Source organism: Aquirufa sp. (assembly GCF_044342065.1).
GTDB lineage: Bacteria > Bacteroidota > Bacteroidia > Cytophagales > Spirosomataceae > Aquirufa.
Map to the genome: position 1 here is coordinate 1 of NZ_JBIIQN010000051.1, position 6,834 is coordinate 6,834.

Annotated in this window: 4 protein-coding genes and 2 pseudogenes; 3 read left to right on the plus strand and 3 right to left on the minus strand. The window is 46.3% G+C overall.

Going from position 1 to position 6,834, the window contains the following annotated elements; all coding sequences use genetic code 11:
• A pseudogene (locus tag ACIQZ2_RS11420) lies at window positions 1-253 on the plus strand (MFS transporter); the annotation flags it as partial.
• Here ACIQZ2_RS11420 and ACIQZ2_RS11425 read toward each other — a convergent pair.
• From ACIQZ2_RS11425 to ACIQZ2_RS11435, 3 genes are read right to left on the minus strand one after another with little or no spacing between them, the layout of a single operon-like run.
• Entirely contained in the window at window positions 250-1,740 is a 1,491-nt protein-coding gene (locus ACIQZ2_RS11425) for a Gfo/Idh/MocA family protein (protein ID WP_395768982.1), read from the minus strand. The pseudogene ACIQZ2_RS11420 and the gene ACIQZ2_RS11425 overlap by 4 nt on opposite strands.
• Window positions 1,737-2,384, minus strand: coding sequence for a DUF1080 domain-containing protein (locus ACIQZ2_RS11430; protein WP_395768983.1), 648 nt, complete (start codon window positions 2,382-2,384; stop codon window positions 1,737-1,739). Before ACIQZ2_RS11430 ends, ACIQZ2_RS11425 begins: the two co-directional genes overlap by 4 nt.
• Before the next feature lie 5 nt (window positions 2,385-2,389).
• Window positions 2,390-3,250 (minus strand): PIG-L deacetylase family protein, encoded by an 861-nt coding sequence (locus ACIQZ2_RS11435; protein ID WP_395768984.1) that lies wholly within the window; start codon window positions 3,248-3,250, stop codon window positions 2,390-2,392.
• 105 nt (window positions 3,251-3,355) lie between these two features.
• On the opposite strand from ACIQZ2_RS11435, the gene ACIQZ2_RS11440 reads away from it, so the two are divergent.
• Together ACIQZ2_RS11440 and ACIQZ2_RS11445 are read left to right on the plus strand one after the other, a co-directional pair.
• Window positions 3,356-5,734 carry a zinc-dependent metalloprotease gene (locus ACIQZ2_RS11440; protein WP_395768985.1) on the plus strand — a complete coding sequence of 793 codons (2,379 nt, stop codon included), beginning with the start codon at window positions 3,356-3,358 and terminating at the stop codon, window positions 5,732-5,734.
• A gap of 301 nt (window positions 5,735-6,035) precedes the next feature.
• Window positions 6,036-6,834, plus strand: a pseudogene (locus ACIQZ2_RS11445) (radical SAM protein); the annotation flags it as partial.

The window sequence follows — 6,834 nt, forward strand, 5'->3', positions numbered from 1 at the left end:
TTTCGCCTCCGTCATGTACCCCATCATCTTTTCATTAGCACTCAATTCCATAACCGAACATCACGGTTCCTTCGCAGGCATCATTGTGACCGGCATCGTAGGCGGCGCCATTTTCCCCTTCATCGTAGGTGGAATTGGCGATATCTGGGGTTTACAAACGGGCATGAGCATCCTGTTTGGCAGCTTGGCGTTTATTGGCAGCATCGGTATTTGGGCCAAACCTTTGGTCTCCAATAAACGCGTCTTCGACTAAAGCTTCAAATCTCCCCAGCCTTTCCGATAGCTTCTTTGTACAAACTGATTCGCTGGTTCGTAATTCGTGACGCGCATGTTTGCCCCGTCCCATTTCAGTGCCTTATACCGACCACTATATACATAGCCTTCCATCGCGCCATAGACAGGATCCATGCGTTTGACCTTCTCGCGGATGTTGAAACTTCTCAACAATAAATTACCCAATAACACGGTTTCAGTTAATGGTCCACCATAACCTTCAAACGGGGAACTGACTTCCATCTTGCCATAACCTGCAATACTTGCATCGATCCATTGCCACCAGTGGCCATCCATGCCACCTTTGACACGCGCATATTTTTGCGGAATGTGACTCGCCGCTTCCTGTAATTCTTTCGAAAATAAACGTGGATGAGAACCTCCCCAACCGCAAGCGATAACCCCTTTGGTGCCCACAAACAAGGTAGAGCCCTCGAAATCATTCTCCCCAGGATAATCCCCCAGTGCATCGTTCATATTCACCTCCGGCGCCAATGCCTGCAAACGCTCCGGCGTTATGCCGCCATCCATCCAATACAAATCCAAATCCTTGCCATTGTTCATCGTGAACCGGTATTTCAAAGAACTCGAAATAGGTCCGCTTTCCGGGAAGGCAGACTCCTTAAACACGCCACTGTAGGTCGTGGAAGCACTTCCAGATACCTCATGTGGATATCCTAAATTCAATAATTTAAAAGGAGGCCCCATGATGTGGCAACCCATGTCACCCAAAGCACCTGTACCGAACTCCCACCAACCGCGCCAATTGAAGGGTACCAAATTTTCGATGTAATTCGTTTTCGGGGCAGTGCCCAACCATAAATCCCAGTTTAATTCTTTGGGAATCCGACTCGGGGATTTAGGCCAAGACATGCCTTGTGGCCACACGGGACGGTCGGTCCAGCAATACACTTTGGAAATCTCCCCAATCAGATCCGCTTCAATCCATTCACGCATGGTTTGCATACCTTCGCAAGAGGCACCTTGATCACCCATTTGCGTAACTACTTGGTATTTAGCAGCAGCCTGCGTAATAATCCGTGCCTCATGAATGTCATGGGTCAAAGGTTTTTGCAGGTACAAATGTTTCTTCATTTGCATCGCGCGAAGACCTACCACCGCATGGTTATGATCTGGAATGGCAACGGTTACCGCATCAAAATGCTGGGCTTCTTTATCAAAAAGCTCTCGCCAATCCTCGTAAAATTTCGCCTTCGGAAATTGCTTACGTTTTGGAGCAGCTTGCCGCTGATCCACGTCGCATAAAAATCCAATGGTCGAATTGTTATTTGGGGTTTTAGCTAAGTGCTGGATGTCGTTATCCCCCTCGCCTCCGCAACCGATGGCCGCGATGACCAATTTGTCACTGGGTGCCACAAAACCTTTTCCACCCAAGACATGACGGGGCACAATAAAAAATCCTGCCGAAGCTAAGGTACTTTTTTTTATAAATTCGGAACGTTTCATTTTTTCAGGGGTCTAACAGATACTTCTTTAAAATACACCACATCCTCATCGCCGTGATTTTGTAAACCAAAATACCCGGAATTCGGTCGGCGCCCAGGGTAAGGTTCAAAATCAAATTTACGTGGTGGAACGGGTTCACCTTCCCGGTAATCGGTCACTAATTGGTCGTTCAAATACACAATCGTCCGTGGTCCATCCAAGGTAATCAACAGCGTATTCCATTCCGGACCCGGTTTCCCTGGTTTACTCTTGGGCTTGGTAAAAGCATAGAGTGTACCACTGATGTGGTATTCATCTTCGCCAGATGTTTCGGGATGGTTGTCGATTTGTACTTCGTACCCATAAAACACGGGCATCCATTCCTCTTTGGGTTCTGCGGGAACACGAATGAACACGCCTGAATTGCTATTGAAATTTTGCATTTTGTACACGACGCGGATTTGGCAATTGCCTAATTTTCCGCCGGTCCAATACAAGAGTCCCATGCCACCTTTGCTGGCCAATAAACCGTTTTCTACGAAACGGGAGCCTCCGCCCACATGTTGCCAACCTGTTAAATCCTTGCCATTGAATAAAGGTTTCCAGCTTTGAGCATTCAAGCTAAAAGTCAGCAGGAGCGCAACGAGTAAAAAGGTATTTTTCATTGTATTTAATTTAACATGGGGAACAAGTTGCGTATATCGGCCTCCGTCGGTTGGGTCCCATATTCACATATCTCAAAAGCCTCAGCATACAAAACTTTCGCAGCGCGGGTGGCACCGTACCATTTAATTAGGCTTTTCTGAACCTCGGGATTCGGTTTTGCAACCCGCTTTTGTAATAACCAATCTTTGTATTTGGCAGGGTCTTTGGGTACCTCTGATTCATAATTTCCGATCCAAGGCAACCACTCATAAAACTGGGATTGATGGGCATCGAGTCCGGCTAATTTCTTCGCAATGACGGGCGTAATGTCCACGGCAATGTCGGGCTGGAACGGATTCGGTTTCTTGAAATTATCTTGAAAATAGAGGAAAACGGGGTTTTTACGGAGCGGTTCTACATCGGGAGCAACATTAGGGACACCCACCATAAAAGCTGCATCTTGAACCAAAACACCCGTATAGCGATGATCCGGGTGGTAATCATTTGAGCGTGGAGCAATTACCACATCTGCCTTCCATTCTCTGATTTTTCGAATGATTTGTAAACGAATTTCCAAGGTTGGCAATAATTCACCATCATGATTATCGAGAACATCGTAGGCAACGCCTAGGCGCTTAGCGACTTCCTGCGTTTCAGCGATCCGACGTTTGGCGAGCATGCCGCCACCTTGTGACTGATGTCCAGCATCGCCATTCGTGACTGAAAGGAATTTGACCTGATGGCCCATTTCTACAAATAAGGCCGCGGTTCCTCCCCCTTTAATATCGCAATCGTCTGGGTGGGCACCGATAAAAATAATGCGTAAAGGCTTCGTTTGAGCCACACTCGTAAATGCCAAAAGCATTAACAGTAAAATATTTTTCATAGTTTAGAGATTTACATACCAATGTTAGGCAAAATGAGCAAGAAATCAAACCGTTCTGCCCGAAGCATTTGAATCCAAAAAAAGAAATAATTCTTACCTTCGAATATGAAAAAACTTATCCTACTTTTCGTCCTACTCAGCCTGGGAGCACAAGCCCAATTCGCCGATAAAATCAAAACGATGAAAGCCTATTCCGGCTACTTCAATTTCTATTACGACGAGACAAGCGACAAAATTTACCTCGAAGTCAACAAGCTGAATGAGGAATTTTTATATGCCTATTCGCTTGCACAGGGGGTTGGGAATAACGACTTGGGCTTAGACCGAGGCCAATTAGGCAATGAGCAGGTGGTTTTTTTCGAAAAGCAAGGGAATAAAATTTTCCTCGTTCAACCCAATACCCGGTATCGAGCGAATACAACGAATCCGCTGGAGAAGATGTCGGTCCAACAAGCCTTTGCGAAATCCGTGTTATTCGGGTTTAAAATAGAACATGCGAGTAATGGATCCTATTTTATTGATTTCACCGACTTCCTGATGCAGGATGCGCATGGTGTTTTAAAACGTTTGGCACAAGCCAAACAAGGAACGTATGCATTAGACAAATCGAAGAGTTCACTGGCTTTGGAACGGACCAAATCATTTCCTAAAAACACGGAATTCGAGGCACGCCTGACTTTTTCAGGGAATGGTACCGGAGGAGAAATACGCTCCGTGGCACCTAATGCCGACAATGTGACGGTGGTAGAACACCATTCGTTCATTGAACTTCCCGACAACAACTATCAACCTCGCTTATTTGATCCACGTTCCGGCGCCAATGCCATTACCTTTCAAGATTATGCCTCACCAGTCAATGAGGTGATCGAGAAAAAGTGGATTACACGTCATCGTTTGGAGAAAAAAGACCCGACTGCAGCTGTCAGTGAAGCGGTTAAACCGATCATTTACTATTTAGACAATGGCACGCCGGAACCTGTGCGATCTGCGCTGATGGAAGGTGGTCGCTGGTGGAACCAGGCCTTTGAGTCCATTGGATACAAAGATGCTTTCCAAATCAAATTATTGCCTGATGATGCAGACCCAATGGATGTGCGTTATCACGTGATTCAATGGATACATCGATCTACCCGTGGCTGGTCCTACGGAGCTAGTATCGCCGACCCGCGTACCGGAGAAATCATGAAAGGCCATGTGAGTTTAGGAAGTTTGCGTATTCGCCAAGATTTCTTGATTGCACAAGCCCTAATGAATGCGCCTTTTGCGGTAGATGGATCAAACAATGGTCCCATGATGGCGATGGCGTTGGCGCGTATTCGCCAACTGGCCGCGCACGAAATCGGCCATACGCTCGGATTTGCGCATAATTATGCGGCGAGTGCCCGAAATAATAGCAGTGTCATGGATTACCCGCATCCCCAAATCGAATTCAAAGGCAATCAAATGGATTTCAGTCACGCCTATGATACCAAAATAGGCGAATGGGATAAGGTGTCTGTCGACTATGCCTATGGTAATCACAAGACCCAAGCAGCGTTGAACCAGGTAATCGATAAAGCCTATGAGAAAGGTCTGCGTTTCATCACCGATTCGGATGCAAGAAATCCCGGTGGCGCACATATTTATGCACATCTTTGGGATAACGGAACTACCATTGTGGATGAATTGAAAAGTATTTTGAGCGTTCGCCAAAAAGCCATTGCCAATTTCTCTGTCAACAACATTCGACCAAATGAAACTTATTCCCATTTGGAAGACGTATTTGTTCCTTTGTATTTTTTACACCGCTACCAAACGGAGGCCGTTTCGAAAATCATCGGTGGATCAGAATACAACTATGCGGTCCGAGGTGGCAAAGAATTAGTTTTAACGGCGGCACCTTTGGCTTTGCAGTTGGATGCTTTACATACCCTAACGCAAACGTTGGATGCACAACATTTGGCCATTCCAAAAGATAAGTTGGCCCTATTCCCACCGCGCGCCTTCAACTACGACCGTACCCGTGAATCCTTCAAGGGGAAAACAGGAATCACCTTCGACCCGCTGGGGGCGGTTGAGTCGGCGACCGACTTCACCTTGGATTTTCTATTACATCCGGAACGCCTATCTCGCTTGGCAGGTAACAAGGCGGTAGATGCCAAGCAACTGGGATTAGAAGAAACCTTGAGTTGGCTTACGCAGTCGACCATTAATAAAACCCATGCGGATTCGTATTTGCAGGCGACGCAAGAGACCATCAACTACAAGGTTGTTGCGGCCTTATTGAATGTCTTAAATGCACCGAGTCTTTCTCCGCTGGCGGCGGCTCAGGTACATGAATCGCTACAGAAGATTCGCGGGTATTACGGCAAAACGCCTTCGACCATGGCGAAATTCATCGTGCAAACGATTGACCAATTTAAGGCAAACCCGAATGATTGGAAACCGATGGATACTCCGAAAATTCCGGATGGCGCACCCATCGGGATGGATTGCATGGATTGAGGCTAGTTGGCGGCCTGCTAGTGAATGAATTAGAGGTTATCAACCAATTAACCAGTGAGTATGGGCAAGTACTGCCCCTCAACCTTACCTTTGGCAAACCTTAAAGGATTGCCAAAGGTAGGATTTTCTTAAGTTTTTTTTAAGGTAAATCAACCAGCTTATTGATATTCTTTATCAGGGATTGCGCCAGCGATATCCCTAATTCGCGCTACCTTTGGCAAACCTCAAAGGATTGCCAAAGGTAAACCAAAGGGAAAGGGACTATTTTCTTTTAGCCACTTTTCAAGTACTTTTGACGTCAATGAGCGCAAAGAATCCGAAGGTATTTTTTATTACCCCACCATTTACCCAATTGAATACGCCCTACCCAGCGACGGCCTATTTAAAGGGCTTTATGAATACGAAGGGTTTGGCGTCTTATCAGGCCGACTTAGGTTTAGAAGTCATTTTAAAGCTTTTTTCCGCCAAAGGACTCAAGGAAATATTTGCCTACATCGAAGCTTCGGGGAAGGCTTTGAATGAAAATGGAGCGCGGATGCTGCGCATAAAACAGGCCTACATCCGAACCATTGACCCGGTTATTTCCTTTTTACACGATAAAAACCCGACCCTTGCTCACCTCATTTCCGAGCAAAATTACCTCCCAGAAGCCTCGCGATTTCAGCAAGTAACGGATTTAGAATGGGCCTTTGGCAGCATGGGCGTGCGGGATAAAGCCAGGCATTTAGCGACCTTGTATTTAGAAGATATATCTGATTTAATCATCGATGCCGTTGACCCGCATTTTGGGTTTAGTCGGTACGCGGAGCGGCTCGGGCGGTCAGCCTCCACTTTTCATGAATTGAATCAAGCGCTGCAAGCCCCACTAACCTACATTGACGATTTACTCGTCGAAATTCTTGCTGAGAAAATCCAGGCTGAAAAACCTGATTTGGTAGCCATTACAGCACCATTCCCAGGCAATTTATACAGTTCTTTACGTTGTGGGCAATGGATCAAAAAACACCATCCGCAGATTAAAGTCGCTTTTGGCGGAGGGTATGCGAATACCGAATTACGTTCTTTGCAAGAGCCCCGCGTGTTTGATTTTGTCGACTTCA